Genomic DNA, 26,207 nt, shown 5'->3' with positions numbered 1-26,207 from the left:
GAAAGGCGGCGGCCCCGCTCGGAGCCGCCGCCTCATGATCTTCGCGGAACGCGGCGGCAAAGAGACCGCCGCGGGATCCTCAATCCTCGACGTTGATGCTCTGGGCCTCACGACCCTTCTGGCCCTCGACCACGCCGAGCGTGACCTGCTGGCCCTCGGCGAGCGAATCGAGACCGGCGCGGGACAGCGCGGAGCGGTGCACGAACACGTCCTTGCCGCCGTCGTTGACCGAGACGAAGCCGAAGCCCTTGGCGGGATCGTACCACTTCACGGTGCCGCTCATCTCGACCGACGGGCCGCTGGCGAAACGGCCACCGCCGCCACCACCGCCGCCGCCGTAGCCGCCGCCGCCGCCGTAACCACCGCGATCGCGGTCGCCGTAGCCGCCGCCGGCCCCGGCGCCGAAGCCGCCGGTGCGCGGACGGAACTCACGCCGGGGCGCGGGCGCCTCGGCCGTGGAGGTGTCGACGCTGGTGACGCTCGTGACCTGCGGGCCTTTCTGACCCTGGGCCGTCGTGACCGTCAGCCGGGTGCCCGGCATCAGATCGTCGTGGCCGGCCGCCTCGACAGCGCGGATGTGGAGGAAGGCATCGCCCGAACCGTCGCCGAGTTCGACGAAGCCGAAGCCCTTCTCCTTGTTGAACCACTTGACCGTCGCATCGCGCTCCGGTCCGGACGCGACGGGAGCCGCGCCACGCGACGGGCCGCGATCGAAACCGCCCCCGCCGAAACCACCGCCGCCACCGCCGAAACCGCCGCCGCCGTATCCGCCGCTGGGGGGAGCCTGATCAGGCCATCTCGGCTCGCCACTCTCGTCGAAGCCGCGCTTCTGCGGCCCTCTGAAATCACGACCACGTCCCATAGAAAGCTCGCAAAAACCGTCCGCCGCCCTTGTCTCGAATACCGCGTGCGCGCCATCCCAGACAGCCCACGCCCCGCACTATCATTACCCCAGGTCGCGGTAACCAAGAATAACGCCCCAGTCCTGACGCAATCGGGCCTTGACCGCAAGGACCTTCTTGGCTCAGAGGCGCCCGTTTCGTTACTTTCTTGCGGCAAACAACGGAGTCCGCCCCCGCTCGCGGGCCGGCCCTTTCTCATTCGAGGGAAGGCGTTAGCGAAACGCAAAGGCTGTCCGGCTAGACTCGGCCCCGCGCCCCGCAGAACCGGCCGGCCATGATCGCGACACCGACTTTCCCCGATCTCTCCGCTCTTGTGGTCGACGAGAGTCTCTACATCCGCCGAATCGTGCGCGACATGCTGATGCGCGTGGGCATCAAGCGCGTGCTGGAGGCGCCGGACGGGGCCGAGGCGCTGGGCGTGCTCGCCGAGAGCAAGCCCGACATCAGCATCATCGACTGGGACCTGTCGATCCTGTCGGGCGAGGAGTTCATCCGGCTCGCGCGGACCCCGACCACCTCCCCCTGCCCCACGATCCCGATCATCCTGATGCTGGCCCAGCCCCGCCGGAACGTGGTCGACCGGGCGGTGGCGCTCGGCGTCAACGAGATCATCGCCAAGCCGTTCTCGCCCAAGACCCTGTGGTCGCGGCTGGACGAGGTGATCAACCGGCCCCGCCCCTACTCGCAGGTGAAGAGCCTCCTGCGGCCGATCCCGCGCCGGGCCAGCGCGATGAAGGCCGTCGCCTGAGCGCGACCGCGATGGGGCGTTGCAGTTCCCCGCCGAGCCTGTAGGGTCGCAGTTCAACAGAGTCCGAGCGCGCTGCTCAGGGCCGACCCGAAGGATCGACGGCCGCGCCGATGAGGGACGAGACCGCCGCGGCCGCGCCGTCCCGAATCCAGACCGGCGCGGTGCCGCTCCAGACGCAAGCCCCCGTGCCGGGCCGCGAGCGTCGCCGCGCCGCCTACGCGGCGCTCGACCTCGGCACCAACAATTGCCGCCTGCTGGTCGCCGAGCCGACCTTCAGCGGCTTCCGCGTGATCGACGCGTTCTCGCGGATCGTGCGCCTCGGCGAGGGCCTCGGCACATCCGACCGCCTGAGCGAGGCGGCGATCGAGCGGACCGTGGAGGCCCTGCGGATCTGCCGGGCCAAGATGCAGGCCCGCGGGGTGCAGCGGGCCAAGATCATCGCCACGGAGGCCTGCCGCCTCGCGGTGAACGGCGCCGCCTTCGTGGAGCGTGTCCGCCGCGGCGTGGGTCTCGACCTCGAGATCGTCGACCGGCAGACGGAGGCGTATCTCGCGGTCACCGGCTGCGCGGCGCTCGCGGATCCGCTGGCCGAATCGGTCATCATCTTCGACATCGGCGGCGGCTCGACCGAGATCGCGTGGCTGGACGGGGCGGCCGCCAACCCGTCGACCGACCCGACGCTGCGGATCCGGGCCTGGGATTCGCTGCCGGTCGGCGTGGTCACGCTCGCCGAGCGCCACGGCGGCGCCGAGGTCACCCGGCGCATGTTCGAGGGCATGGTCGAGGAGGTGGCCGAGAAGCTCTCGGCCTTCGCGCTCCGCGCCGCGCCCGCGGCGACGGCGCCGCATTTCCACCTGCTCGGCACGTCCGGCACCGTGACGACCATCGCGGCGATGCATCTGCGCCTCGCCCGCTACGAGCGTCGGCGGGTCGACGGGTTGTGGATGAGCGACGACGCGGTCTCGACCGCGATCGACGACCTGCTCGACACGCGACTGGAGCAGCGCGCCGACAACCCCTGCATCGGCCGCGACCGCGCCGATCTCGTGCTCGCGGGCTGCGCGATCCTCGAGGCGATCCGCAGGGCGTTCCCCTCGGAGCGCCTGCGCATCGCCGACCGCGGCCTGCGCGAAGGATTGCTGATGAACATGATGCGGGAGGACGGGGTCTGGAACCGGAAGGCGGTCCGATGAGGGCGGCGCGATGAGCGACCGGCGCGGCGGCGCGAGTTCCGGCGGCGGTGTCCGGGGCGAACTGAAGCAGCGGGTGAAGACCGGCCGCGGACGGACCCTGTCCCAGAAGCGCTGGCTCGAGCGCCAGCTCAACGATCCCTACGTGGCCCGCGCCAAGCGCGAGGGCTACCGGTCGCGGGCGGCCTACAAGCTCCTGGAGATCGACGAGCGCTACAAGCTCCTGCGGCCCGGCCAGAAGATCGTGGACCTCGGCGCCGCGCCGGGGGGCTGGTCGCAGGTGGCCGCGCGGGTGGTCGGGCCGACGGGCCGCGTCGTGGGCATCGATCTCCTGGAGATCGAGCCGATGGCCGGGGTCGAGTTCATCACCCTGGACTTCCTCGATCCCGAGGCGCCTGACCGGCTGACCGGCATGCTCGGCGGCCCCGCCGACCTCGTCATGTCCGACATGGCCGCCAACGCCACCGGCCACAAGAAGACCGACCACCTGCGGATCATCGGCCTCGCCGAGACGGCGGCGGAGTTCGCCCGCGAGATCCTGGGCCCCGGGGGCGCCTACCTCGCCAAGGTGCTCCAGGGCGGCACCGAGGGCGCGCTGCTCACGGACCTGAAGCGCGACTTCGCCACGGTCCGGCACGTCAAGCCGGCCGCGAGCCGGGCCGATTCGAGCGAGCTCTACGTCCTGGCGACCGGCTACCGGGGCGCGCCGGGCCGGGCCGCGTCCGCCGACGAGGGCTGAAACGCCCGGCGATGCTCCTCGCCTGGACCCTGTCCGTCCTCAACCCGGCGCCGCTGCCCCTGCGCCGGCTCGGCTATGTCCGACAGAGCGGCCTGCTCCACGCCCGCTCGCGCCGCTGCCGGGCGGCCTGGGCGCCGCACCTCGCGCGGGCCCGGTCCGTGATCGCGGCGGCGGCCGAAGCGACCCGGCAGCGTCGGCACGCGGTGGTGCTGGGCTCGGGCCTGCTCGACGACGTGCCGCTCGACGCCCTCGCCCGCCGGTTCGACCGGGTCAGCCTCGTGGACGCCGTCCATCCCTGGCCGGCGCGCCTCGCCGCCCGCCGCGTCCCGAACGTCGCGCTGGCGACCGCGGAGATCAGCGCCGGTCTCGCGGGGGCCTGGGCCGACCTCTGCGCGGACGCCGACCTGATCGTCTCGGCGAATCTGCTGTCGCAGATCCCGCTCCTCCCGATCGAGGCCCACGAGACCCGGGGCCGCGAGGCCCCCCCGCGACTCGGCGCGCACCTCGTCGAGACCCACCTGGCGGCGCTCGACGCGCTCGCCGGGCGCGTCGAGCGCGTCTGCCTGATCACCGACACGGTGCAGCGCGAGGAGGACCGGGCGGGCCGGACCGTCGACAGCGCCGACCTGCTGTTCGGGATCACGCTGCCGCCCGCGCCGGAAGCCTGGGACTGGGAGATCGCGCCGTTCGGCGAGATCGGCCGGCGTCGCCGCCTGATCCACCGCGTGCACGCCTACCCGGACTGGAAGGCCGCGCGGCGGTCTGCGCGCTGAGCCGCGAAAGAAGAAGGCCGCCCCGGTTCCCCGGAACGGCCTCGCTTCAACGTCATCCGCGATGTCGGATCACTCGGTCGGCACGTCCGCCGCCGGCGTGGTCGCGCCGCCCTCGTCAGCGGCGCTCTCGAAGCGCGGGCGCCGACGGCGGCGGGGCTTGGCGGCCGGAGCCTCGTCGGCCGCTGCCTCGGGCTCGGGAGCGCTCGACGGCTCGACCGCGGGCGCGGGGCGCGCGGGCGCCATCAGGAAGGCCGGCAGGCCCGTGGGCTCCTCGGCCTCCGCGGCGGGCGCGGCCTCGCGGCGGCGCTCGCGGCGCGGCGCGGCCTCGGCGCGGGGGGCCCGCTCCGGGCGAGCCTCGGGACGGGCCTCCTGCCGGGCCTCGGCGCGCGGGGCATCGCCGCGCCCGTTCTCGTAGCGGCCCTGGTCGCCGCGATTGTCCTGACGGTTGTCCGGACGCGCGTCCTGGCGGCCATCCTGCCGATTGTCCGGACGGTCCTGGCGATCCGGCCGGCCCTCGTGCCGCTCCTGGCGATAGTCCGGACGGCCGTAATCCTGGCGGTCCTGACGATCCTGCCGGTTCTCCTGGCGATAATCCTGCCGCTGGTAGTCCTGGCGCTGATAATCCTGACGCGGCTGGTCCTGGCGCCGGTAGTCCTGACGGCCGTTGTTGTCGAACCGGCGCTGGTCGCGGTTCTGGAACCGGTCGCGGCCCTGGCGGCCGTCCTGGTTCCCGTCCGGACGGCTCTCGTAGGGCTGCGGCTGCTGGCCGGGATCGTTGTCGTCGTAGCCGTTATAGGCGTGACCGTTCTGCGACCCGCCATTGCCCTGGGCGTCGTCGTCGCCCTCGTCCATGTCGTCGTCGTAGGGACGACTGGCATAGCCACCGGTGTTAGCCGGTCGATTCTGGTCCTGCGCACCGGAGACAATACGGAAGTAGTGCTCGCCGTGCTGAAAGTAGTTTTCGGCGGCGACCGGATCGCCGGCGGCAAGGGCATCCCGCGCGAGCTGCGCGTACTTGTCGGCGATGTGCTGCGCGGTGCCGCGGATTTTGACGTCGGGACCGTTGGATTCGTAGGAGCGCGTCAGCGGATTCGGACCCTTCGGCCGGTTCCGGCCGCGCATCCGTCGATTCTGGTTTGGTCTCATCGGTCTGTTATGACCCTCGTTCACGCAAACGACTGTCTACGGAGGCGCCCGGGCGGATCTCGTGGCGCGAACCGGCCAAGCGCATCCGGCGGCGCCGCGCATGGGACCGCTCTTCGGTCCGCGCGTCTGCCTGACCACCCTTCGAACCGGGCGCCCGGTGAAGGCCGCCGATCCTCAGTCGATTGTCAGGTTCGAATGTGTCGTCCCGCCGCGCTGGCACCGGCGCGTTCTGGTTCGACGGGTTAGGGGGATCAGCGAACCAATCGGCGACCCATGGTCACCACCGACCTTACAGCCGTCCGTCTTAACGGACGGTTCGCGATCTTCAAGCCGACTCTAGCGTTCCCCGGTTGATGCAACAAGCAATTTTTCGGTGCCGGGATGGTCGACCCAGACTTAGGCATCCCTGTGGCCGGATAAAAGACCCTCCGGCCGGTCGAAACACAGGACTCGGTCATGACCGGCAAGGTCGCGGGTCAGCCCGCGCTCGCGATAGCCGGCGGCGCGCGCGAGCTCCGTGACGGCCGCCGCCTGATCGTAGCCGATCTCGAGCACGAGCAGGCCGCCCGGGGCGAGACGCGCGCCCGCGCCGTCCAGGATCCGCCGGTAGGCGTCGAGTCCGTCGGTGCCGCCGTCGAGGGCGGCCTCCGGGTCGTGGCCGCGGACCTCGCGCGCGAGGGTCGCGATCACGGCGCGGGCGATGTAGGGCGGGTTCGAGACCACGAGGTCGAACCGGCCGCGCAGGGCATCGCACCAGTCGCCGGCGACGAAGCGCGCCCGGTCGTCGACGGCGTTCAAGACGGCGTTGTCCCGGGCGACGCGCAGGGCGCCCTCGGAGCGGTCGAGCCCGACGCCGGTGGCCCGCGGCCGTTCGGACAGGAGGGCCGTCAGGATGCAGCCCGTCCCGGTCCCGAGGTCCAGGCAGCGGAGCGGCGCGGCGCGCTCGGGCCGCGCCGCCAGCGCGACCTCGACCAGGATCTCCGTGTCCGGGCGCGGCACGAGCGTGTCGGGGCCCAGCCGGAACGGCAGGCCCCAGAACTCCCAGGCGCCGAGGATGCGGGCGACCGGCTCGCCGGCGAGCCGCCGGGCCAGCGCCGCCGCGAGGGCGGCCGCACCCGCCGCGCCGACGCGGCGATCTCCCTCGATCAGCAGGTCGCGGGTCTCCAGGCCGAGGAGGCCGAGCAGCAGGAACCGGGCGTCGCCCGCCGCCTCGGCGACGCCACCGGCGTGCAGGCGCGCCGTGAGCGCGCGCAGCGCCTCGCGGCGGGTCAGGTCCTGCATCACGTCCGGCGTCACGGCGCGGATCAGGCCATGCCCTCGGCGGCCAGCAACTCCGCCTGGTGCTCGGTGATGAGGGCGTCCACCACCTCGTCGAGGGCGGTCCCGGCCATCACCTCCTCGAGCTTGTAGAGGGTCAGGTTGATCCGGTGGTCGGTCACGCGGCCCTGCGGGAAGTTGTAGGTCCGGATCCGCTCGCTGCGGTCGCCGGAGCCGACCTGCGCCTTGCGGTCGGCCGCCCGGGCCGAATCCTTGGCGCTGCGCTCGGCGTCGTAGAGCCGCGCCCGCAGGAGCGCCATGGCACGGGCCCGGTTCTTGTGCTGCGACCGCTCCTCCTGGACGAAGACCACGATGCCGGTCGGCAGGTGCGTGATCCGGATCGCCGATTCCGTCTTGTTGACGTGCTGGCCACCCGCGCCCTGGGCCCGCATCGTGTCGATCTTCAGGTCCGCGTCGTTGACGTGGATGTCGACCTCCTCGGCCTCCGGGAGCACCGCGACGGTGGCGGCGGAGGTGTGGATCCGGCCCTGCGTCTCGGTGTCGGGCACGCGCTGGACCCGGTGGGCGCCGCTCTCGAACTTGAGGCGGGCGAACACGCCCCGGCCCTTCACCTCGGCCACGACCTCGCGGAAGCCGCCGACCGTGCCCTCGCTCTCGGAGATCACCTCGACCCGCCAGCCCTTCGACTCGGCGTACTTCGCGTACATCCGGAACAGGTCGCCGGCGAACAGCGCGGCCTCGTCGCCGCCGGTCCCGGCGCGGACCTCCAGGATCGCGCTCTTCTCGTCGGCGGCGTCCTTGGGCAGGAGCAGCAGCTGGAGGTCCCGGTGGGCGGCCTCGAGCGCCTCCTGCGCCTCCGGCTTCTCCTCGGCGGCGAGGGCCCGCATCTCCGGATCCGTGCCGGGCTCATCGATCAGGGCCTCGACGCCCGCGAAGTTCTCCAGGGCGGCGCGGTAGGCGCGGATCGCCGCCACGACCGGGTCGAGGTCGGACAGCTCGCGGGAGAGCTGGACCACCGTCTCGGGATCGATCTCGCCGGAGGCGAGCTGCGCGGTGACGATGTCGTGCCGCGCCAGGATGGCGTCGAGGCGCTCGGTGGGAAAGGGGATCATCGCCCGTGTTTCTGCAGGTCTGCGCGTGCGGTTGCGGGCCGGGCGCGCGTCTCGTCCTGCGGGACGGAGCTGCGTGGCTTGGAGGGTGTAGGACCCGGCAGGACGTCCCCCAAATCCACGCCTCGTCCGTCCGAGAGCGGAAGCCGCGGCGCGTCGACCGAAATCGTCGTGGCGTTGCCGTACAACCCCGGCCGAATGTTCGGCAAGGGTCGCGTTCGCGCTTAGATAGGGATGCCGTGCGCGTGCGCGAAGGCCGTCAGCGCCGGGCGCAGGGAATCGCCGTCGTGCATCCGCGCCATCTCGGCGTCGATCAGCGCGGCGATCGCGGCCGCGTCGAGGCTCAGCACCATCGCCTTGACCGGGCCGATGGCGGCCGGCGACATCGACAGCTGTCGGTAGCCGAGGCCGATCAGCGCCATGGCGTCGAGGGGCCGGCCGCCGATCTCGCCGCACACCGTCACCGGGCAGGAGGCCGCGTTGGCCCGCTCGGCGATCAGGCGGAACGCGCGGAGCGCCGCGACGCTCAGCGGATCGAACCGGTCGGCGACCCGCCGGTTCTCGCGGTCCACCGCGAACAGGAACTGCATCAGGTCGTTCGAGCCGACCGAGAGGAAGTCGGCCTCCTTGGCGATCTCGTCGATCTGGAACAGGAGCGAGGGCACCTCGATCATCGCGCCAAGGCGGCAATCGGTCGGGAGCCGGTAGCCGTGGCGCTTGAGGTAGGCCTTCTCGCGCTCGACGATGCCGCGGGCGCGCACGAACTCGTCCACCGTGGCGACCATCGGGAACATGATCTTGAGCGGGTCGCCGTCGGCGGCCTTCAGGAGGGCGCGCAGCTGCATGCGCAGCAGCGCCGGCCGGTCGAGGCCGATGCGGATCGCCCGCCAGCCCAGCGCAGGGTTCTCCTCCTCGAGCTTGGCCATGTAGGGCAGGATCTTGTCGCCGCCGATGTCGAGGGTGCGGACCGTGACGGACTTGCCGGCCGAGGCCGCGAAGACCTTGCGGTACAGCTCCTCCTGCTCGGCCGCCGACGGCATGCGCTGCGCCACCATGAACTGCAGCTCGGTGCGGAACAGGCCGACGCCCTCGGCCCCCGTCTCCTGCAGGTGGCTGAAATCCACCAGCAGGCCGGCGTTGAGGTGCAGGCCGACGCGCACGCCGTCGCGGGTCTGGGCCGGGACGTCACGCAGCGCCCGGTACTGCTCCTGCCGGCGGGCGCGCAGGCGCACCATCTCGGCGTAGGCGGCCTCGACCTCGGGACCGGGCCGGACATGGATCTCGCCGGCCACGCCGTCGACGATGATCGCGTCGCCGGCGTCGCACAGGGCGGTGGCGTTCTCGACCTCGCCCACAGCGGGGATGCCGAGCGCCCGGGCGACGATGGCGACGTGGCTGGTCGGACCGCCCTCCTCCAGGACGATGCCGCGCAGGGTCGAGGCCTCGTAGTCGAGGAGCGCCGCCGGCCCCATGGTGCGCGCCACCAGGATGGCGTTCTCGGGCAGCACCAGAGCGCCGGCCGCCTCGGGGCCGATCAGCGTGCGCAGGACGCGGTTGGCGAGGTCGTCGAGATCGTGCAGCCGCTCGCGCAGGTACGGATCCGATTGCCGCATCATCCGCGCGCGGTTGTCCGACTGGACCCGCTCGACCGCGGCCTCCGCGGTCAGGCCCGAGCCCACGGCCTCGCGCATCCGGCGGAGCCAGCCCTTGTCGTGGGCGAACATCCGGACGGTCTCGAGAACTTCGCGGGACTCCGCCGTGCCGATCCGGTCGCCGCGCTCCACCAGGGCGTCGATCGCCGAGCGGACCTCCTCGATCGCCGCGTCGAGGCGCGCGACCTCGCGCTCGACGTTCTCGGCGATCAGCGTCTTCACGACGACGCGGGGCTCGTGCAGCACCACGTAGCCGAGGCCGATGCCGTCCGCGAGGGCGATGCCCCGGGCCAGGACCGGACGGCGGGCCGCGGTGCCGGCGTCCGGCGCGAGCCCCTCCAGTTCGCCCGAGGCGATCATCTCCGAGAGCACCATGGCGGTGGTCTGGAGCGCCTCGATCTCCTCCTCGGAGTAGACGCGGTAGGTCTTGTTCTGGACCGTCAGGACGCCGAGCGTGTTGCCGGCGCGCAGCAGCGGCACGCCCAGGAAGGCGTGGTAGGCCTCCTCGCCCGTCTCAGGCCGGTACGAGAAGGACGGGTGGTTCTGGGCGTCCGAGAGGGAGAGCGGCTCCGCCGTGCGCGCGATGAGGCCGACGAGGCCCTCGTCGGTGCGCATGCGGGTCTGGTGCACCGCCTCGCGGTTCAGACCTTCCGTGGCGAACAGCTCGAGGGTGTTGTCGTCGCGCAGCACGTAGACCGAGCAGACCTCGGCCACCACGTTGGCGGCGATCAGGACGACGATGCGGTCGAGGCGCGCCTGGGGGCTGACCGGCTCCGCCATCGCTTCGCGGAGGCGGCGCAGCAGCAGGCGCGGGCCTCCGGGCGCAGCGGGCATCGGTTCGTCGTTCCAGCGTCGGTGAGCGGCCTTGGCGTCGACCACCCTGCAACCTTGGCGCCAGACCCGGGAGGGCCGGCGCCGGATGGACCGGGTCGCTGGTCCCAGAGGCGTTCTGGGATCGGCGGATCGGCCCGTGACTGTTCAGTTCACACCACGCGCCCCGCTCGAACCCGCGTCCCAGGCTCAGGCCTGATCCAGGCCGTATAGCGAGTGAAGCGTGCGCACGGCAAGCTCCGTATAGGCGGCGTCGATCAGCACGGAGAACTTGATCTCCGAGGTGGTGATCGCGCGGATGTTGATGCCCTTCTCGGCGAGCGCCCGGAACGCTTTGGCGGCGACGCCCGCGTGGCTGCGCATCCCAACGCCGATCGCCGAGACCTTCACCACGTCGGTGGCGCCCTCGATCTGTGCGTAGCCGATCTGCGCGCGGGCCTCGTCGAGGATCTTGCGGGCCCGCTCGTACTCGGCGGACGGCACCGTGAAGGTCATGTCGGTGGTCGACTGGTCGCCCGACACGGTCTGGATGATCATGTCCACGTTGATGTTGGCATCCGCCAGCGGCCCGAAGATCGCGGCGGCGACGCCCGGGCTGTCCTTGACCTTGCGCAGGGTGATCTGCGCCTCGTCCCGGGAGAAGGCGATCCCGGTGATGATCTGCTGTTCCACGATGTCGTCCTCGTCGCAGATGAGGGTGCCCGGGCGCGCGGCGTCCGGCGGATCGAAGGAGGACCGGACCGTGGTCGGCACCCGGTGGACCATGGCGAGCTCCACCGAGCGGACCTGCAGCACCTTGGCGCCCAGCGAGGCCATCTCCAGCATCTCCTCGAAGGTGACCCGCTCCATGCGACGGGCCTTCGGGACGATGCGCGGATCGGTGGTGTAGACGCCGTCGACGTCCGTGTAGATGTCGCAGCGCTCGGCCCCGATCGCGGCCGCCACGGCCACCGCGGAGGTGTCGGAGCCGCCGCGGCCCAGCGTCGTCACCCGGCCGGTCTCGTCGTGGACGCCCTGGAAGCCGGCGATGACCGCGACCTCGCCCTTGGCGAAGCCCGCCTCGAGATTCTTCGGGTCGATGTCGGCGATGCGGGCCGAGCCGTGCGCGTCCGACGTCACGACCGGGATCTGCCAGCCCTGCCAGGAGCGGGCCTTGAGCCCGTCCTTCTGCAGGGCGATCGCCAGGAGGCCGGCGGTGACGAGCTCGCCGGACGCCACGACGGCGTCGTACTCGCGCGGATCGTAGATCGGGTTCGCGTCCTTGACCCAGTCGACCAGTTCGTTGGTCTTGCCCGACATGGCGGACACGATCACGGCGACGTCGTAGCCGGCCGCCACCTCGCGGGCGACGTGGCGCGCCACGTTGCGGATGCGGTCGACGTTGGCGACGGAGGTGCCGCCGAATTTCATCACCAGACGGGGCATGGTCTCTCGGTCGCGGGTTCCCGGTGGCGATTGGACGGGCCGCTGCAGCCCCGTCCGGACGGTGCCCGGCGGGTACAAGCGGCCCGGAGGAGTGTCAACAACCGGCCAAGCATGGCGCCCGCGCGCCGCGGCGACTTCCGGGCGATCGCCGTGCTAGAGCGCGGTCTCGACGCGGCCACGACGCCGCGCGGCGGATCCCACCCGCCGGCATGAGGACGGAACACGCATGGACAGGTCAGCCACGGACCGGGTCACGGAAGGGTTCGTCGACCGCGGCGAGGTCGCGCGCTTCGACGCGCTCGCCGCCACGTGGTGGGATGAGACCGGCCCGATGCGCGTCCTGCACCGGTTCAATCCAGTGCGGCTCACCTACATCCGCGACGCCCTCTGTCGCAGGTTCGGCCGCGACCCGAAGGCGCCCTTCCCCCTCGACGGGCTGACGATCTGCGACGTCGGCTGCGGCGGCGGCGTCCTCTCGGAGCCGCTGGCCCGGCTCGGCGCCCGGGTCACCGGCCTCGACCCGGCCGAGCAGAACGTCGCGATGGCCCGGGCCCACGCCGAGTCGGCCGGGGTGCCGGTGGATTACCGCGGGCAGACCATCGAGGCGGTGGTCGCCGGCGGCGAGAGCTTCGACGCGGTGCTGATCATGGAGGTCGTCGAGCACGTCTCCGACATGCCGGCCTTCGTGCGGACCGCCTGCGCGGCGGTGAAGCCCGGCGGAATGCTGTTTGGGGCCACCCTCAACCGCACGCTGCGCTCCTTCGCACTCGCCATCGTCGGGGCCGAGTACGTGCTCGGCTGGCTGCCGCGCGGCACGCACGACTGGGAGAAGTTCGTGACGCCGGACGAGCTCGCCCGCGCGATCCGGGCCGGCGGCCTCGACGTCACCGACACGGTTGGCGTCGTCTACAACCCGCTGACGGACGGGTGGCGCACCAGCCGCGACAAGGCGGTGAACTACATGGTCGCGGCCGAGCGGTCGACGTGAACGGGTCGCCTCCTCCGCCGTTGCCATCGCGGCGGAGGAGGCGGCGATGCTCGAGAAGATTCCCGGTGTGCTCGGCGAGGCGCTGTCGGGTCTGAAGGCGGGCTTGGAGAAGACGACGTCCCGCGCGGACTTCCCCGACGTGCCCGAAACCGTGACGCTGTCGAGCCCGGCCTTCGCCGACGGGGCGGACCTGCCCGCGCGCTTCACGGCCGACGGCGCGGGCGTGTCGCCACCCCTCGCCTGGAGCGGGCTGCCGGCGGGCACTGCCGCCCTCGTCCTCCTCGTGGAGGATGCGGGCAGCCCGACGCCCCGGCCGCTGGTCCATCTCATCGCCTGGTCGGTCCCGCCGGAGCCCGCCGGCCTGCCGGAGGGCGCGCTGCCGGGGCCCGGCCACGCGGGCACCGTGGAGGCCGTGGGCCGGAACAGCTTCCTGCGCGCGGAGTGGCTGCCGCCGGACCCGCCCACCGGCCACGGGCCTCACCCGTACCTCTTCCAGATCTACGCGCTGCGGCAGCCCCTCGCCCTCGCCGAGGCGCCGGGCCGCGGCGCGCTGATCGAGGCCATGCGCGGTCAGGTCCTCGCGAAGGGGATATTGACCGGCGTTTACCATCGTCCCTGATCCAGCCGATACCGGTGCGATACAGCTCAGCCCTGCAGAACTCGCGCGTTGTGCCGCATTCGTGATCTCAGTATTGTGTCGACCAACGAAGCGGTCTGGGCAGACCGCCTGAAAATGGCTGGAGATCGAGCCTGTGGGCGTCGGCGTGCGCACGAAGCGGCGGGGCGGCAGCAGTGTGGCGCGCGCGCTCGCTGTGTCGGATGTCGGGACTTGGACCTGGCACATCGCCGACGATGTTCTGCGGTGCGACCCCGTCGCCGCGACGATGCTTGGCCTGCCCAGGACGAAAAGCGGCAGCGGCACGACCTTCGGAAGCTTCCTGGACCGCATCCACCCGGAGGATCAGCGTCGGATCGCGTCGACCCTCGATGACCTCCGCCGGCAGGGCGGCCTGTACATCGCGCAGTACCGGACCGTCCCGGAGCCGGGCGAGGTCCGGTGGATCCTCGCGCGCGGCCGCTTCATCCTCGACGCGCAGGGCGGCGTCAGCGAGGCCCACGGGATCGTCATCGATGTGACCGAGTGCGGCCGCGACGGCTTCCTCGACGAATCCGCCTTCTGCGCGACCGACGTGGCGGCCGGCGGCATCGACCGGGTCGCCGAGATGGCCCTGGCCCTCTACAACGCCGCCGAGGACGGCCTGCCCCAGCCGGGGTTCGAGCGCCTGAAGCCGCTGCTCGACGTGCTGCTGCACGAGATCGGCCGGCAGCTCGTGCTGGCACCGGCGGTGCCGGATCTCGACAGGGTTCACTGAGCCGCCCCCCTCCGCTCGATGCCTGTCGCGCCTTGCCTTCCGGGGGCGAATCCTGATATGGCCGCGCCATCCCGCGATGCGTGAGCCGTGATCGCCGGACGCGACCCCGCGTCCAGCCTCGTGACCACGTTCCCGACACCCTACACAACGGACGGCCCTCCGGGCTCGAGAGACCCATGAAGATCCGCAACTCCCTCAAGTCCCTGCGTGGCCGCCACCGCGACAACCAGCTCGTGCGCCGCAAGGGCCGGGTCTACGTGATCAACAAGACCCAGAAGCGCTTCAAGGCCCGCCAGGGCTGAGGCCGCTCCGCCCGGTCAGGCCGGGTCGGACGACGATCGACGTTGGGACGGCCGTACCCGAAGGGGTGCGGCCGTTTCCGCATGCGCGCGGCACCGCGGCACGTTGACGGATCCCGGGCCGGCGCACAGTCTGGCCGCATGACGCCGACCCGCCTCCTCGCCACCCTGGTCTGCCTGTCGGCCCTCGCCCTGGACATCCCGGCGGCGCGAGCGGCCCCGGAGGCCGGGCGTTCCGGCCGCGCCGCGCCCGAGGGGAAGCCGGCGCCCAAGCCGCCGAGCCTGGACGACCTGTTCGCCCGCCTGCGCGCCAGCGAGGATCCGGCCGAGGCCAAGGGCATCGCCCGGCTGATCGAGCGGCGCATGGCCGGGTCGGGCAGTTCGACCGCCGACCTCCTCACCGACCGCGCCCGCCAGGCGGTCACCGCACACGACTTTCCCCTGGCGGCCGAGTTGATGGACCGCGTCACCGCCCTCGAGCCGAACTGGTCGGAGGGCTGGAACCGGCGCGCGACGGTGTTCTGGCTCCTGTCCGACAAGGACGACGCCCTGGCGGACCTGCAGCGGGCCCTGGTGCTGGAGCCGCGCCACTTCGAGGCCTGGGCCGCGATGGGCCGGATCTACGAATCGCTCGACGACAAGGCGCGGGCGCTCGCCGCCTTCCGGCGGGCGCGGGCGCTCTACCCGCAGATGGAGAAGATCGGCGAGGCGATCAACCGCCTCACTCCGGAGGTCGACGGCCGCGACCTGTGAGCCGGGTGACCGCCGTCCTCCTCACCCTCCTGGCCCTGCCCCTCGCCCTAGCCGGGCTCGTCCTCGCGGCCGGCGCGCTGGCGACGCTAATCATCACCCTGCGGGTCGGCGCAGCCAACCCGCCGGCCGGCCCGTTCGTGGCGGTGACCGGCGGCCGCCTCGCGACCCTGCAGGACGGACCGGCCGACGGGCCACCCGTCGTGCTCCTGCACGGCGCTTCGGCCAACGCGTCGGATCCGATGGAGGGGATCGGCCGCCGGCTCGCGGCGCGGGGTTTCCGGGTCATCGCGTTCGACCGGCCGGGCTTCGGCTGGAGCGACCGGATCGGTGGCGACGACGCCGCGCCCCCGGCCGCGCAGGCCGCCCTGATCGCCGAGGCGCTGGAGCGGATGGGTGTCGGCCCGGCGCTCGTCTTCGGCCATTCCTGGGCCGGCGCCCTCGCCCTGGCCCTGGCCCTGGACCACCCGGACAGGGTCTCGGCCCTCGCCCTCGCGGCGCCGGTGGCGATGCCCATGCCGGACCGGATGCCCGATCTGCCGTGGTACTGGCGGCTCGCCGTGACCCCGCCGGTGGCGTGGCTGCTCAGCCGGACGGTCGGGCCGCCCATCGCGCGACACTTCCTGCCCGAGGCGGCGCGCCGGGTCTTCCAGCCGCAACCGCCGCGGGCGGATTACCCGGACTTGGCGCGGTCGGACCTGGTCCTGCGGCCCGGAACGCTCCTCGCCAACGTCCAGGACCTGCTCGGCCTGCCGCGTGCCCTCGCGGCGCAGAGCCCGCGCTACGGCGCGATCCGCGTGCCCACCCTGGTGATCTCCGGCGAGGCGGACCCGATCGTCCGCGCCGATACGCAGGCGGTGCCGCTGGCCCGCGCGATCCCCGGCGCGCGGCTGGTTCTGCTGCCGGGCATCGGCCACATGCTCCAGTACGTCGCCGCCGATCGAGTCACCGAGGAGGTCGCCCGGCTGGCCGGCGCGACGGGCGCGGCCGGTCCGGAGCCGGCCGTCGCGCACTGACGCGCCGGCCGGTCCCGCTCTCCTAGCCGGGTGCGGTCACGCCTTCTCGGCGTGCTCGCGGGTGATGAAGGTCAGCCGCACGAGGTTGGTGGCGCCCGGCGTGCCGAACGGCAGGCCGGCCACGACGATCACCCGGTCCCCCACGGCAGCGAACTTCTCGCGCACCGCGAACTTGGCGGCGCGGAACGACATGTCGTCCACGTCGCTCGCGTCCTTGGTGACGATCGGGTGCGTGCCCCAGGCCAGGGCGAGGCGGCGGGCGGTCTCGCGCCGCGGCGTCAGCGCGATCACGGTGGCGTTCGGGCGCTCGCGCGACAGGCGCAGGGCCGTCGAGCCGGAATTGGTCCAGGCCATGATCGCGTCGAGGCTCAGCGCGTCGACCATCTGGTGCGCCGCCGCCGCGATGGCGTCGGCGGCCGTCTCGTCGGGGGTCGCGCTCTGCGCCCGGATGATCGACCAGTAGATCGCGTCCCGCTCCACCTGCTCGGCGATGCGGTTCATGGTCTCCACGGCCCCGATCGGGTGGGCGCCCGAGGCGCTCTCCGCGGAGAGCATCACGGCGTCCGCCCCTTCGTAGACCGCCGTGGCGACGTCGGAGACCTCGGCCCGGGTCGGCACCGGCGCGGTGATCATCGATTCGAGCATCTGGGTGGCGACGACCACTGGCTTGCCGTAGCGCCGGGCGCCGCGGGTGATGCGCTTCTGCACGCCCGGCACCTGCTCCAGGGGCATCTCCACGCCGAGGTCGCCGCGGGCGACCATCAGCCCATCGGAGATCTCGATGATCTCGTCGAGGCGGGCCAGCGCCTGCGGCTTCTCGATCTTGGCCATCACCAGAGCGCGGCCGGCGCAGACCTTCTTCACCTCGGCCACGTCCTCGGGCCGCTGGACGAACGAGACGGCGATCCAGTCGGCGCCGGCGTTCAGGCCGGCATCGAGGTCGGCCCGGTCCTTGTCGGTCATCGCCGGCACCGGGATCACGGTGTGCGGCAAGGACACGCCCTTCCGGTTCGAGATCCGGCCGCCGACCTCGACGCGGGTCACGGCCCGGTTGTGCGCGGTCTCAAGCACGGTCAGCCGCAGCTTGCCGTCGTCGACCAGGATGGCGTGGCCCGGCTCCAGCGCCTCGAGGATCTCGGGATGCGGCAGGTGGCAGCGCGCGGCGTCGCCGGGGGTCGGGTCGCCGTCGAGCACGAAGGTGGCACCGGCCTCGATCATCGCGGCACCCTCCGCGAAGGTGCCGAGCCGGAGCTTGGGTCCCTGCAGGTCGACCAGGATGCCGATCGGCCGCTTGGCCTCGCGCTCGATGGTGCGGATCGCCTCCACTTTCTCGGGCAGCTTCTCGCGCGGGAGGTGGCTCATGTTGAGCCGGAATACGTCGACGCCCGCGCGGAACAGCCGCTCGATCATCTCCGGCGAATCGGAGGCCGGACCGAGGGTGGCGACGATCTTCGTGCGGCGTGACCGTTTCAAGCGTATTTCCTCCGTGTTCTCGTTGCCGCGCGGCGTCGAGCGCCGGCGGTTGAAAGATCTGGCTCAGAGAGCGCAGATCGGCTGTGAGCATCCCGGGCCGGACAGCGTCAAGACCGCAGTCTCGGCCGCCGCCTTCACATCACGGTTTCGCCGGCGCGTCCGGCCGGTTCGGATCCGTGAGCTGGATGGTCCAGCTCTTCTGCTCGCCGGTGTCGACTTCGAAGAAGCCGTTGCGGTCGTAGCCGCGGGCGAGACAATCCTCGATGCCGCGAATCGTGAACTCCGAATCGCGGGTGCACATCAGCGAACGGCCGCTCCACTCGCCGCCGCGCGTGTAGTCGACCGCGAAGACGTAGTAGAACCGCGCGGCCAGCGCGCCCTTGAGCAGCGTCTCGCAGGCCTTCGGCGCCAGATCCCACCAGCCCTCCGTCACCCAGCCCTGGGGATCGCGGTAGCCCAGCGAGATCCCGACCTTGCTGGCGGTCTGGTTGCACAGGCGCAGGTCCGCCTTGGCGGGGCTCGCGCCGAGGAGCGCGAGGCCGAGGACCGTGACTGCCGGGAGGAGCTGAGCCGCCGAGACGCGAGAGCTAATTGACGAGGATGATGCGGCAGTCGTTGACATTGGTACAGGTCGGACCGGGGTTCACGAGGTCGCCGAGGGCCGCGAAGAAGGCGGTGGAGTCGTTCTGCTCCAGCATCGCGGCCGGGTCGAGGCCGGCGGCCCGGGCCCGTTCGAGGGTCGTGGGGTCGACGAGGCCGCCCGCCGGGTCGGTGGCGAGGCCCCGCCCGCCGTCGGTCCCGTCGGTGTCAGCGCTGATGCCGAAGATGCCGGGCTCGCCGTCGAGCGCGACCGCCAGCGCCAGGGCGTATTCCTGGTTCGGGCCGCCATGGCCCTCGCCGCGGATGGTGACGGTGAGCTCGCCGCCGGAGATCAGCGCGACGCGCTTGCCGGCCGCCTTGTGGCGCTTGGCCTCGGCCGCGTGCTCGGCCGCGACCTCGCGGGCCTCGCCCTCCAGGTCGGCGCCCAGAAGGATCGGCTCGTAGCCGGCCGCGCGGGCCGCCTCGGCGGCGGCGTTCAGGGCGTCGATCGGCCGGGCGATGATGCGGTACTCGGCGCGGGCGAAGGCGGGATCACCGGCCTTCGGCGTCTCGTTGTTGGGGTCGTTCAGGAGGCGCACCGCCTCCTCGGGCAGCAGGATGCCGCGCTTCTCGCAGATGGCCCGGGCATCGGCCAGGGTCGACGGATCGGGCACGGTCGGCCCGGAGGCGATCACCGCCGGATCGTCGAAGGGCACGTCGGAGATCGCCAGCGTCAGGACGCGCCGGGCATTGCGGGCCGCGAGGGCCAGGCGGCCGCCCTTGATCCGCGAGATGTGCTTGCGCACCGTGTTGATCTCGCCGATCGGCGCGCCGGACCGGAGCATCGCCCGGGTGATCGCCTGCTTCTCGATCAGCGTGAGGTCGCCGGCGGGGGCGATCCAGTTGGCCGAGCCGCCGCCCGAGAGCAGCACCAGGACCTCGTCGTCGGGCCCGGCCTCGGTGGCGAGCCGCAGCGCTTCGCGGGTCGCCGAGATGCCGGCCTCATCGGGGACCGGGTGGCCCGCCTCGACCATGTGGATCCCCGGCGCTTCCTGCCCGTAGCCGTGCCGCGCCACCGCGAGGCCGACGATCCGGTCGTCACCGAGCCCGTGCTTCTGCCGGTAGAAGCGGCTCGCCACGGCGCTCATGCTGCCCGCGGCCTTGCCGGCGGCGAGGATGATCAGGCGGCCGGGGCTCGGCTCCGGCAGGTGCGGCGGCAGGCAGAGATCCGGATGGGCGGCGCGGATCGCGGCCGTGAGGATCGAATCGAGGAGCGCGCGCTGGTCCCGGGTGGCCGCGTCGGTGACGGGCGGAACGGTGTCGGTCATGGCGTCGAACGGGCTCCTCTCTCCATTGTGTCGCGCGATCCCCGCCCGTTTCTTCCCTGGGCGGCGGGCCCGTTTCTTGCCGTGAGCGCACGATCCTTGATAGGTGATCTGCCCGAGCGGCCGCGCGACGGCAAGCGCCATCGGTGCCCTCGCACAGATCTGAAGACCTCTCTGAAGACCTCGGAGCCCCGTGACCCGTCCGGAGACAGAATCGGCCGTCCCGCCCGCGCATCCCTGCGAGATCATTCCCGGCGACCCCGCCTGCGGCCTCGTCATCGCCTGCGACCACGCCTCGAACTTCGTGCCGCCGGACATCGCGCTCGGCGTGCCCGCGTCGGAATACGCCCGGCACATCGCCTACGACATCGGCGCGGCGGCGGTGACGCGGAGCCTCGCGGCGCAGCTCGGCGCCCCGGCGATCCTGACGAACTTCTCCCGCCTCATCATCGACCCGAATCGCGGGCGCGCCGATCCGACCCTGGTGATGCGCCTGTCCGACGGCGCCGTCGTGCCGGGCAATGCCCGGATCGACGAGGCCGGGAAGCAGGCCCGGATCTCGCGGTTCTACGCGCCGTTCGACGCGGCCATCGACGACGCGATCGCCGCCGCCCAGGCTGCGGGCCGGCCGCCCGTGCTCCTGACCATGCACAGCTTCACGCCCTACTGGCGCGGAATAGCGCGGCCCTGGCAGGTCGGGATCCTGTACGACCGGGACGACCGCTTCGCCCGCCCGCTGATCCGCGCGCTGGAAGCCGATCCGGCCGGGCTCACCGTCGGCGACAACGCGCCCTACGGCGGCGGCCTGCCGGGCGACACGATCGACCGCCACGCCACCGCGCGCGGCCTCGCGAACGCCCTGGTGGAGATCCGCCAGGACCTGATCGCCGGCGCGGACGGCCAGGCGGAGTGGGCGGCGCGCTTCGCCCGCGTGCTGCGCCCGCTGCTCGCGGCTTGATCTCCGCCGGGCCGACCCCGAAATCGGGTGTGGCCCGCCCGACCCGAAGAGAGTTGCGACCGATGAGCGAGATCGATCCCAGGACCCAGACGGAACTCGAGGCCGCGGTCTTCCGCCGCCTCGTCGCGCATCTGCGCAACCGGACGGATGTGCAGAACATCGACCTGATGAACCTGGCGGGCTTCTGCCGGAACTGCCTGTCGAACTGGCTGAAGGACGCCGCCGACGAGACGGGCGTCGCGCTGACCAAGGACGAGAGCCGCGAGGCGGTCTACGGGATGCCCTACGCCGAGTGGAAGGCGCGCTTCCAGACGGAGGCGAGTGCGGAGCAGCAGGCGGGCTTCTCGGCCGCGCAGGCCAAGGACCATTGATGCGGCGGCCGGACGGCGGCGAATCGGCTAAGCTTCCGGTAAGGCGGGCCCGTTAACCACGGGTCCAGGGCGCAACCGCGCCGTGCATTCGGGAGAGCCCCATGAACGCCCATTCGATGCCCACCGCCGCGCAGCGGCCCGGCGGCGACGTCTCGTCGGCCGAGGGTGTGGCCGCCGACGAGCTGAAGCAGTTCATCGAGCGCCTGGAGCGCCTCGAGGAGGAGAAGGCCGGCATCATGGGCGACATCAAGGAGGTGTTCGCCGAGCTGAAGGGTCGGGGCTTCGACGCGAAGGCCGTCCGGACGATCCTGCGCATCCGCAAGCAGGACCACAGCGAGCGCCAGGAGCAGGAGGCGATCCTCGAGCTCTACATGCAGGCCCTCGGCATGGCGTAGCCGGACCGGGCGGCGAGAAGGCCGCCCGGTCCGCGCCTGCCGCATCCGACGGAGCCGCACCACGGTGTTCGACGAGGCGACGGTCGGTAACAGCGATCGGGCGTCGGTGAACCGCCCCTCGGCCCGCTTCGGGCCGTCGATGACCGGGATGGTCGCGGCGCTCAAGGGGCTGCCGCGAAGCCTCTCGGCGATGAAGAGCCGGACCGAGCACGCAGTGCGGACACGCCGCGGACGGAAGGTCCGCACGACCGATCCGCGTCACGATCCGGAGCCGTGACGGATCCTCGGGACCGTGTCCCGAGGATCCGCCGGACAGAGCCCCCTCCCCCAGCGGGAGAGGAAACAGTCTCAGGCGGCGCGCTTGGCGCGGTTCAGCAGCTTGCGATTGACCAGCACCTCGGCGATCTGGATCGCGTTGAGGGCCGCGCCCTTGCGCAGGTTGTCCGAGACGCACCAGAAGTTCAGGCCGTTCTCCACCGTCGCATCCTCGCGGATGCGCGAGATGTAGGTCGCGTCCTCGCCCGCCGCCTCGTGGGGGGTCATGTAACCGCCGTTCTCGCGCTTATCGATCACCAGCACGCCGGGGGCGGCGCGCAGGATCTCGGTCGCCTTCTCGGCCGTGAGCGGCTGCTCGAACTCGACGTTCACCGATTCCGCGTGACCGATGAAGACCGGCACGCGGACGGCGGTCGCCGTCAGCTTGATCTTCGGGTCGAGCATCTTCTTGGTCTCGGCGACCATCTTCCACTCTTCCTTCGTGTAGCCATCCTCCATGAACACGTCGATGTGGGGGATGACGTTGAAGGCGATGCGCTTCGTGAACTTGCCGCCCTGCTTGATCTCGCCGGCGGTGAACACGGCGCGGGTCTGGTTGAACAGCTCGTCCATCGCCTCCTTGCCGGCGCCGGAGACCGACTGGTAGGTCGACACGACGACGCGCTTGATCGTGGCCGCCTCGTGGAGGGGCTTGAGCGCGACGACCAGCTGGGCGGTCGAGCAGTTCGGGTTGGCGATGATGTTGCGCTTGGTGAAGCCCACCACCGCGTCGGCGTTCACCTCGGGCACGATCAGCGGCACGTCGGCGTCGTAGCGGAACGCCGACGAGTTATCAATGACCACGCAGCCCTGCTGGCCGATGCGGGGCGACCACTCCTTCGACGCCTCGCCGCCGGCCGACATCAGGCAGATGTCGGTGTCGGAGAAGTCGTACGTGTCCAGCGTTTTGACCTTGAGCGTCTTGTCGCCGTAGGAGACTTCCTGACCCTGGCTGCGGCGCGAGGCCAGCGCCACGACCTCGTCGGCGGGGAAAGCCCGCTCGGCCAGGATATCGAGCATCTCGCGGCCCACGTTGCCCGTGGCGCCGACGACGGCGACCTTGTAACCCATCTCTCGTCTCCGCGCGGAAAACCCCGACCGATCCGGGTGCCGCGCCTGTGCCAGTACAATCGGCCGAAGGATCGTTCGTGCCGGACGCGCCCGCCAAACGGGCGCGGCCGCAGACCCCGTCCTCCGCGGAGGTGGGGGCGACGGCCGGGTCGAGCAAGGCGCGCAAGGGCGCGCGCTGTCAAGGCCGCCGACGGCGCAACACTCGATTCACCCTGCCTCCGGAAACCCGGTGACGGCCTCGGACCGGCAGAGGGAATTCAATCCTTCGGCGCGACGCTGGCGTCCACCCCGCGGCCTCCCGCCGCCACGGAGCACGCCCCTGACCGGAACAGCGCCCCTCGTCGATCGGATCGGGCTCGGCGTGCCGGACGGCCGGGCCGCGCGCGCGCCGGACGCCCCGGTCTCCCCGGGATCTCTCGGCCTGCGCACTGCCCTCGCCGCGGCGGCGATTGCCCTCCTGTGGGCCCTCCCCCGCTGGCCCGGCGAGACCTTGACCTCCGCGCCCGCGCCGCCGCCGGCCGCGGAGACCGCCTTCATCCCGTCGGTTCTGGCCTCGCCGGCACCGCCCGCGGCCTCGGTCGCCCAGTTCGGGCTCGCGGAACCCGGGCTCGATCCGGTGCGCGTGTCCGCCCGCGTCGATCCGCGGACCGGGCTGCGCGAGGACACCCTCATCCGGGGCGACGTCGCGGCGATCGAGGCGCCGGCCCTGCGGGTCCAGCTCACCCGCGGGCCCCGCTCGGGCACACCGCCGACGCTCTTCGTGCTCATGGCCCGGCGCGCCGCGAACGGTCCGGCCCTCGACCGGCCGGCCCTGGCGGTGGCCCGGACCGGCGCCCGCGATCAGATCCGCACGAAGTTCGGTGCGGTCGAGACCCTGGAGGTGACCTTCGCGGGCCCCGCGCAGCGGACCTGCACCGGCTTCGTCACGCGCGACACGGCTTTCCAGCTCGACGGATGGCTCTGCGCGCCCCTCGCGCGCCCGCCAGAGCCGCAGGCCCTCGGCTGCATGCTCGACGCGCTGAGCCTCGTCGACCTCGCCGATGCCGCCACGACGGCGGCCTTCTCGGTCGCGCCCGATCCGGTGGGCGCGTGCCCGGCATCGGCCGCGACAGAGCCTCCCGGGAGGGTCGGATCGTTAATCCGGCGGCCGCAAAATAAAAAATGAGGCCGGAGTGTGGCAAAACGCACAAGCTCAGCCATAAGGGCGGAACAACAGCCTCGCCCAAGCGTCTTATCGTCAAAGGCGGCGAACTGTTAAGCTTCGGTCGCCATACTGATGGCACTCAAGGACAAGGTTGGCCATGCGCTCGCTCAAGATCGCCCTTCTCGGCGTCGTCGCCGCCACCGGCCTCGGCGCTCTGGCCTCCGCGCCCGCCCAGGCTCAGGATGGCTACGTCCTCGGCCCGATCTACCGGGTCAGCCGGCCGCTCCCGATCCGCGTGCGCCCGCGCAGCTGGCTCGATGCCGGCAACGTGCCGCTGACCTCGAACGTTCCGGGCGCCGGCGGCTCGCGCAACCCGGCCCTGAACCCCTACCTGATCGCGGCGTCCAACCAGCTGACCCCGCCCTACGGCCCGACGGACCGCTTCGGCCGCGGCATCCTGCCGGATCCGATCACGAACGGGCCGTTCATCGGCGCCCGCTCCTCGGCGATCCGCAACGTCGACCTCTCCTTCGTCGACCGGCTAGACCCGACCTCGCCGCTCTACGGCCGCCCCTACTGAGCGGCTCGACAAGGCAGCATCACGTTCGCAAAGCGCGGGTCCTCGGGCCCGCGTTTTTCGTTGGCGGGCATGCCCGGTCACGCCTTCACCGGGGCCGGATATCCTGTATGCCAAGTGCCGCGGGAGCGCGTGGGCTGCCGAGACCGGGAACTGAGCGATGAAGCCGTTCGACTGGGTGACCGGGTATCCGTCGCTGCGGATGCCGATGTTCGGGCGCAACTGCGTGGCGACCTCGCACGCGCTGGCGGCGCAGGCCGGCATCCAGATGCTCCAGGCTGGCGGCAACGCGGTCGACGCCGCGATCGCCACGGCGGCCGCCAAGACCGTCACCGAGCCGTGCAGCAACGGTCTCGGCTCCGACGCCTTCTGCATCCTGTGGGACGGGAAGGCGCTGCACGGCCTCAACGCTTCCGGCGGGGCGCCGGCCGCCTGGAGCCGGGACTACTTCCTGAAGAAGTACGGCGCCGGCGAGCGGCCGCCGATGCGCGGCTGGGACTCGGTCACCGTGCCGGGCGCGGTCGCCGCCTGGGCGGCGCTGAGCGAGCGCTTCGGCCGCCTCCCCTTCGCCGACCTGATGCAGCCCGCGATCCGCATCGCCGAGCGGGGCTACCTCGCGCCGGTGGTGGTCCAGCAGAAATGGGCGGCCGCGGCCCGGATCGAGGCGATCACCCGCCAGCCGGGCTTCTCGGAGTTCTTCCTGCCGCGGGGCCGGGCGCCGGATGTCGGCGAGCTGGTGACCTTCCCGGGCGCCGAGAAGACCCTTCGACTGATCGGCGAGACCAAGGGCGAGGCCTTCTACCGGGGCGAGATCGCCGAGGCGATCGCCGCGCACGCGCGGGCCAACGGCGGCGCGATGACCGCCGCCGACCTCGCGGCGTTCCGCCCCGAATGGGTCACGCCGACCGCGAAGGACTACCACGGCTACACGCTGCACGAGATCCCGCCGAACGGCCAGGGTATCGCGGCGCAGATCGCGCTGGGCCTCCTCGAGCAGTTCGACCTCGGCGGCCTGCCGGTCGATGGGCCGGAGTCGCAGCACCTGCAGATCGAGGCGATGAAGCTCGCCTTCAGCGACACCTACCGGTACGTCGCCGACCCCCGCGGGATGGAGGTGACGCCGGAGGCCATGCTCGACCCCGCCTACCTCGCGGAGCGCGCCAAGCTGATCGACCGGAACCGCGCCCAGGTCTTCGGGCCGGGCAAGCCGCCCGCGGGCGGCACGATCTACCTCACCGCGGCCGACGAGTCCGGCATGATGGTGAGCTTCATCCAGTCGAACTTCATGGGCTTCGGCTCCGGCGTGGTCGTCCCGGGCTGGGGCATCTCCCTGCAGAATCGCGGCTACGGCTTCGTGCTCGATCCGGAGAGCCCCAACGTGGTGGCGCCCGGCAAGCGCCCGTTCCACACCATCATCCCGGGCTTCCTCACGAAGGACGGAGCTCCGGTGATGAGCTTCGGCGTGATGGGCGGCAACATGCAGCCGCAGGGGCACGTCCAGACCCTGGTGCGGATGATCGACCACGGCCAGAACCCGCAGGCGGCCTGCGACGCGCCGCGGTGGCGGGTGAACGAGGGGCTCGACATCAACGTCGAGGCGGCGATGCCGGGCGCGACCCTGGAACGCCTGAAGGCCCTCGGCCACGAACTCGAGGTGATCGAGGACAGCTACCAGGATTTCGGCGCCGGCCAGTTCATCTGGCGGATGGGCGATCCCGCCGTCGAGGGCTACGTGGCCGCGAGCGACCCGCGCCGCGACGGGCAGGCCGTCGTCTGGTGA

27 protein-coding genes are annotated in these 26,207 nt (G+C 72.0%); 17 read left to right on the top strand and 10 right to left on the bottom strand.

Going from position 1 to position 26,207, the window contains the following annotated elements:
- Positions 1 to 79 precede the first annotated feature (79 nt).
- Positions 80 to 862 carry a cold-shock protein gene (locus ACQKQD_RS04685; RefSeq protein WP_091677933.1) on the bottom strand — a complete coding sequence of 261 codons (783 nt, stop codon included), beginning with the start codon at positions 860 to 862 and terminating at the stop codon, positions 80 to 82.
- 314 nt (positions 863 to 1,176) lie between these two features.
- Between ACQKQD_RS04685 and ACQKQD_RS04680 the strand changes: the two genes are divergently transcribed.
- The 4 genes from ACQKQD_RS04680 (at position 1,177) to ACQKQD_RS04665 (ending at position 4,352) form a co-directional block, all read left to right on the top strand.
- On the top strand, positions 1,177 to 1,650 hold the full coding sequence (locus tag ACQKQD_RS04680) for a response regulator (RefSeq protein WP_012317168.1): 474 nt from the start codon (positions 1,177 to 1,179) through the stop codon (positions 1,648 to 1,650).
- Positions 1,651 to 1,760: 110 nt separating this feature from the next.
- Positions 1,761 to 2,843 (top strand): Ppx/GppA phosphatase family protein, encoded by a 1,083-nt coding sequence (locus ACQKQD_RS04675; protein ID WP_020091512.1) that lies wholly within the window; start codon positions 1,761 to 1,763, stop codon positions 2,841 to 2,843.
- 10 nt (positions 2,844 to 2,853) lie between these two features.
- The gene (locus ACQKQD_RS04670; protein WP_020091511.1) at positions 2,854 to 3,579 is read left to right on the top strand and encodes an RlmE family RNA methyltransferase; all 726 of its coding nucleotides are present in this window, start codon (positions 2,854 to 2,856) and stop codon (positions 3,577 to 3,579) included.
- An 11-nt stretch (positions 3,580 to 3,590) separates the two neighbouring features.
- A complete protein-coding gene (locus ACQKQD_RS04665) occupies positions 3,591 to 4,352 on the top strand; it encodes a hypothetical protein (RefSeq protein ID WP_091677936.1) in 762 nt (253 codons plus the stop codon).
- 69 nt (positions 4,353 to 4,421) lie between these two features.
- On the opposite strand, the gene ACQKQD_RS04660 is transcribed toward ACQKQD_RS04665, so the two are convergent.
- The 5 genes from ACQKQD_RS04660 to ACQKQD_RS04640 all read right to left on the bottom strand — a co-directional run bounded on the left by ACQKQD_RS04660 (position 4,422) and on the right by ACQKQD_RS04640 (position 11,793).
- Entirely contained in the window at positions 4,422 to 5,474 is a 1,053-nt protein-coding gene (locus tag ACQKQD_RS04660) for a DUF4167 domain-containing protein (RefSeq protein WP_100250945.1), read from the bottom strand.
- Positions 5,475 to 5,894: 420 nt separating this feature from the next.
- A complete protein-coding gene (gene prmC, locus ACQKQD_RS04655; protein WP_056521834.1) occupies positions 5,895 to 6,794 on the bottom strand; it encodes a peptide chain release factor N(5)-glutamine methyltransferase in 900 nt (299 codons plus the stop codon).
- An 8-nt stretch (positions 6,795 to 6,802) separates the two neighbouring features.
- Positions 6,803 to 7,888 carry a peptide chain release factor 1 gene (prfA, locus tag ACQKQD_RS04650; protein WP_331299579.1) on the bottom strand — a complete coding sequence of 362 codons (1,086 nt, stop codon included), beginning with the start codon at positions 7,886 to 7,888 and terminating at the stop codon, positions 6,803 to 6,805.
- A 221-nt stretch (positions 7,889 to 8,109) separates the two neighbouring features.
- Positions 8,110 to 10,371: a phosphoenolpyruvate--protein phosphotransferase gene (gene ptsP, locus ACQKQD_RS04645; protein ID WP_331299580.1), complete on the bottom strand. Its 2,262-nt coding sequence runs from the start codon at positions 10,369 to 10,371 to the stop codon at positions 8,110 to 8,112.
- A 186-nt stretch (positions 10,372 to 10,557) separates the two neighbouring features.
- Positions 10,558 to 11,793 (bottom strand): aspartate kinase, encoded by a 1,236-nt coding sequence (locus tag ACQKQD_RS04640; RefSeq protein ID WP_056521840.1) that lies wholly within the window; start codon positions 11,791 to 11,793, stop codon positions 10,558 to 10,560.
- 226 nt (positions 11,794 to 12,019) lie between these two features.
- Between ACQKQD_RS04640 and ubiG the strand changes: the two genes are divergently transcribed.
- The 6 genes from ubiG to ACQKQD_RS04610 all read left to right on the top strand — a co-directional run bounded on the left by ubiG (position 12,020) and on the right by ACQKQD_RS04610 (position 16,219).
- Entirely contained in the window at positions 12,020 to 12,781 is a 762-nt protein-coding gene (ubiG, locus tag ACQKQD_RS04635; protein WP_331299581.1) for a bifunctional 2-polyprenyl-6-hydroxyphenol methylase/3-demethylubiquinol 3-O-methyltransferase UbiG, read from the top strand.
- Between the two features lie 46 nt (positions 12,782 to 12,827).
- The gene (locus tag ACQKQD_RS04630; protein ID WP_427507607.1) at positions 12,828 to 13,400 is read left to right on the top strand and encodes a YbhB/YbcL family Raf kinase inhibitor-like protein; all 573 of its coding nucleotides are present in this window, start codon (positions 12,828 to 12,830) and stop codon (positions 13,398 to 13,400) included.
- Positions 13,401 to 13,533: 133 nt separating this feature from the next.
- Positions 13,534 to 14,154, top strand: coding sequence for a PAS domain-containing protein (locus tag ACQKQD_RS04625; RefSeq protein ID WP_091677951.1), 621 nt, complete (start codon positions 13,534 to 13,536; stop codon positions 14,152 to 14,154).
- Between the two features lie 176 nt (positions 14,155 to 14,330).
- Positions 14,331 to 14,456 carry a type B 50S ribosomal protein L36 gene (ykgO, locus tag ACQKQD_RS04620; RefSeq protein WP_003601867.1) on the top strand — a complete coding sequence of 42 codons (126 nt, stop codon included), beginning with the start codon at positions 14,331 to 14,333 and terminating at the stop codon, positions 14,454 to 14,456.
- A gap of 138 nt (positions 14,457 to 14,594) precedes the next feature.
- A complete protein-coding gene (locus tag ACQKQD_RS04615) occupies positions 14,595 to 15,206 on the top strand; it encodes a tetratricopeptide repeat protein (protein WP_427507606.1) in 612 nt (203 codons plus the stop codon).
- The gene (locus ACQKQD_RS04610; RefSeq protein ID WP_427507605.1) at positions 15,203 to 16,219 is read left to right on the top strand and encodes an alpha/beta hydrolase; all 1,017 of its coding nucleotides are present in this window, start codon (positions 15,203 to 15,205) and stop codon (positions 16,217 to 16,219) included. The genes ACQKQD_RS04615 and ACQKQD_RS04610 overlap by 4 nt, the downstream gene beginning before the upstream one ends.
- Positions 16,220 to 16,255: 36 nt before the next feature.
- On the opposite strand, the gene pyk is transcribed toward ACQKQD_RS04610, so the two are convergent.
- The 3 genes from pyk to ACQKQD_RS04595 form a co-directional block, all read right to left on the bottom strand.
- On the bottom strand, positions 16,256 to 17,692 hold the full coding sequence (gene pyk / locus ACQKQD_RS04605) for a pyruvate kinase (RefSeq protein ID WP_056521857.1): 1,437 nt from the start codon (positions 17,690 to 17,692) through the stop codon (positions 16,256 to 16,258).
- Between the two features lie 139 nt (positions 17,693 to 17,831).
- Positions 17,832 to 18,314 (bottom strand): DUF1036 domain-containing protein, encoded by a 483-nt coding sequence (locus ACQKQD_RS04600; protein WP_170868104.1) that lies wholly within the window; start codon positions 18,312 to 18,314, stop codon positions 17,832 to 17,834.
- A complete protein-coding gene (locus ACQKQD_RS04595; protein ID WP_427507604.1) occupies positions 18,280 to 19,599 on the bottom strand; it encodes a glycerate kinase type-2 family protein in 1,320 nt (439 codons plus the stop codon). The genes ACQKQD_RS04600 and ACQKQD_RS04595 overlap by 35 nt, the downstream gene beginning before the upstream one ends.
- 190 nt (positions 19,600 to 19,789) lie before the next feature.
- On the opposite strand from ACQKQD_RS04595, the gene ACQKQD_RS04590 reads away from it, so the two are divergent.
- The 4 genes from ACQKQD_RS04590 to ACQKQD_RS04575 all read left to right on the top strand — a co-directional run bounded on the left by ACQKQD_RS04590 (position 19,790) and on the right by ACQKQD_RS04575 (position 21,597).
- Complete coding sequence (locus tag ACQKQD_RS04590; protein WP_427507603.1) at positions 19,790 to 20,554, top strand: N-formylglutamate amidohydrolase; 765 nt, start codon at positions 19,790 to 19,792, stop codon at positions 20,552 to 20,554.
- Between the two features lie 62 nt (positions 20,555 to 20,616).
- Entirely contained in the window at positions 20,617 to 20,925 is a 309-nt protein-coding gene (locus ACQKQD_RS04585; protein WP_020091496.1) for a DUF1244 domain-containing protein, read from the top strand.
- Between the two features lie 116 nt (positions 20,926 to 21,041).
- The gene (locus ACQKQD_RS04580; RefSeq protein WP_026604676.1) at positions 21,042 to 21,320 is read left to right on the top strand and encodes a DUF2312 domain-containing protein; all 279 of its coding nucleotides are present in this window, start codon (positions 21,042 to 21,044) and stop codon (positions 21,318 to 21,320) included.
- A gap of 64 nt (positions 21,321 to 21,384) precedes the next feature.
- Positions 21,385 to 21,597 carry a hypothetical protein gene (locus ACQKQD_RS04575; protein ID WP_427507602.1) on the top strand — a complete coding sequence of 71 codons (213 nt, stop codon included), beginning with the start codon at positions 21,385 to 21,387 and terminating at the stop codon, positions 21,595 to 21,597.
- Between the two features lie 71 nt (positions 21,598 to 21,668).
- Here ACQKQD_RS04575 and ACQKQD_RS04570 read toward each other — a convergent pair whose 3' ends face one another.
- Positions 21,669 to 22,706 (bottom strand): aspartate-semialdehyde dehydrogenase, encoded by a 1,038-nt coding sequence (locus ACQKQD_RS04570; RefSeq protein ID WP_020091495.1) that lies wholly within the window; start codon positions 22,704 to 22,706, stop codon positions 21,669 to 21,671.
- 361 nt (positions 22,707 to 23,067) lie between these two features.
- Between ACQKQD_RS04570 and ACQKQD_RS04565 the strand changes: the two genes are divergently transcribed.
- The 3 genes from ACQKQD_RS04565 (at position 23,068) to ACQKQD_RS04555 (ending at position 26,207) form a co-directional block, all read left to right on the top strand.
- On the top strand, positions 23,068 to 23,871 hold the full coding sequence (locus tag ACQKQD_RS04565) for a hypothetical protein (protein ID WP_427507601.1): 804 nt from the start codon (positions 23,068 to 23,070) through the stop codon (positions 23,869 to 23,871).
- Positions 23,872 to 24,007: 136 nt separating this feature from the next.
- Positions 24,008 to 24,430: a hypothetical protein gene (locus tag ACQKQD_RS04560; protein ID WP_427507600.1), complete on the top strand. Its 423-nt coding sequence runs from the start codon at positions 24,008 to 24,010 to the stop codon at positions 24,428 to 24,430.
- 157 nt (positions 24,431 to 24,587) lie between these two features.
- Entirely contained in the window at positions 24,588 to 26,207 is a 1,620-nt protein-coding gene (locus ACQKQD_RS04555) for a gamma-glutamyltransferase family protein (RefSeq protein ID WP_427507599.1), read from the top strand.

It is taken from the genome of Methylobacterium sp. NPDC080182 (genome assembly GCF_050281105.1).
GTDB lineage: Bacteria > Pseudomonadota > Alphaproteobacteria > Rhizobiales > Beijerinckiaceae > Methylobacterium.
The sequence above is the reverse complement of the archived record's forward strand: the minus strand, read 5'-3'. Positions and strand labels throughout refer to the sequence as shown.